1 protein-coding gene is annotated in these 1,440 nt (G+C 67.9%); it reads left to right on the top strand.

What is annotated here, in order from left to right:
• Positions 1–1,359, top strand: a 1,359-nt coding sequence (ppsA, locus tag AC5RWX_RS33320) for a phosphoenolpyruvate synthase (protein ID WP_494100430.1), incomplete at its 5' end; no start/stop codon positions are given.
• Positions 1,360–1,440 lie beyond the last annotated feature (81 nt).

The following is a 1,440-nucleotide window of genomic DNA, read 5'->3' as shown; positions in this document are numbered from 1 at the left end:
GAAAGCGGCCCGGTCCTGGCCGAGGGCCGCGCGATCGGCCAGCGGATCGGCGCCGGCAGCGTCCGCATCCTGACCGCCATCGACCAGATGGCCGCCTTCCAGACCGGCGACGTCCTCGTGGCGGACATGACGGACCCGGACTGGGAACCGATCATGAAGCGCGCCTCCGCGATCGTGACCAACCGCGGCGGACGGACCTGCCACGCGGCCATCATCGCCCGGGAACTGGGAATCCCCGCCGTCGTCGGAACGGGACACGGCACGGACGTCCTGTCCGACGGACAGGACGTCACCGTCTCCTGCGCCGACGGCGAGACCGGCGTCATCTACGAAGGCCTGCTGGACTTCACGGTGGAGGACACCGGGATCACCAAGATGCCCGATGCTCCCGTGAAGGTGATGATGAACGTGGGCACCCCGGAGCAGGCGTTCACCTTCGCCCAGCTGCCCAACCACGGCGTGGGCCTGGCCCGGCTGGAGTTCATCATCAACCGCCAGATCGGCATCCACCCCAAGGCGCTGCTGAACCTGGACAGCCAGCCGGAGGACGTGGCCGCGCAGATCCGTGAGCGGATAGCCGCGTACAGCAGCCCGCGGGAGTACTACATCAAGCGTTTGGCTGAAGGGGTGGCCACCATCGCTGCCGCGTTCGCGCCGGAACCGGTGATCGTGCGCATGTCCGACTTCAAGTCCAACGAATACGCCAACCTCCTGGGCGGGCCGGCCTACGAGCCGCACGAGGAAAACCCGATGCTCGGCTTCCGCGGCGCCTCCCGCTACCTGGAGCCGTCCTTCCGCGACTGCTTCGACCTTGAGTGCGAGGCCCTGTCCTTCGTCCGCAACGAGATGGGCCTGACCAACGTCAAGCTCATGATCCCGTTCGTGCGGACCCTGGACGAAGCCCGCGGCGTCATCGAGCTGCTCGCCGAGAACGGGCTGCGCCGCGGCGAGAACGGCCTGGAGGTGATCATGATGTGCGAGCTTCCGTCCAACGCGCTGCTCGCCGACGAATTCCTGGACTACTTTGACGGCTTCTCCATCGGCTCCAACGACATGACCCAGCTGGCCCTGGGCCTGGACCGCGACTCGGCAATCGTGTCCGCCGGTTTCGACGAGCGCGATCCTGCCGTCAAAAAGCTCCTCAGCATGGCCATCAGGGCTTGCCGGGAACGCGGCAAGTACGTGGGCATCTGCGGCCAGGGACCCAGCGACCACCCGGACCTGGCCGAGTGGCTGGTGGAGCAGGGCATCGAGTCCGTCTCCCTGAACCCGGACACCGTGGTGGACACCTGGCTCCGGCTCGCGGACGTCGCGGCGGGCACTTCCGCTGAGGACGCCGCTCTGGTGGCAGTCCGCTGATCCCGCCAAGCTGAAGCCGCGTGCCGCCGTCGGGAGTTCCCGCCGGCGGCACGGTGGTCAAAGTGGGCCCGATCCGGCGGA

Source organism: Arthrobacter sp. SPT-J7, from assembly GCF_059089965.1.
This window is presented reverse-complemented; position numbering and strand designations above follow the sequence as displayed.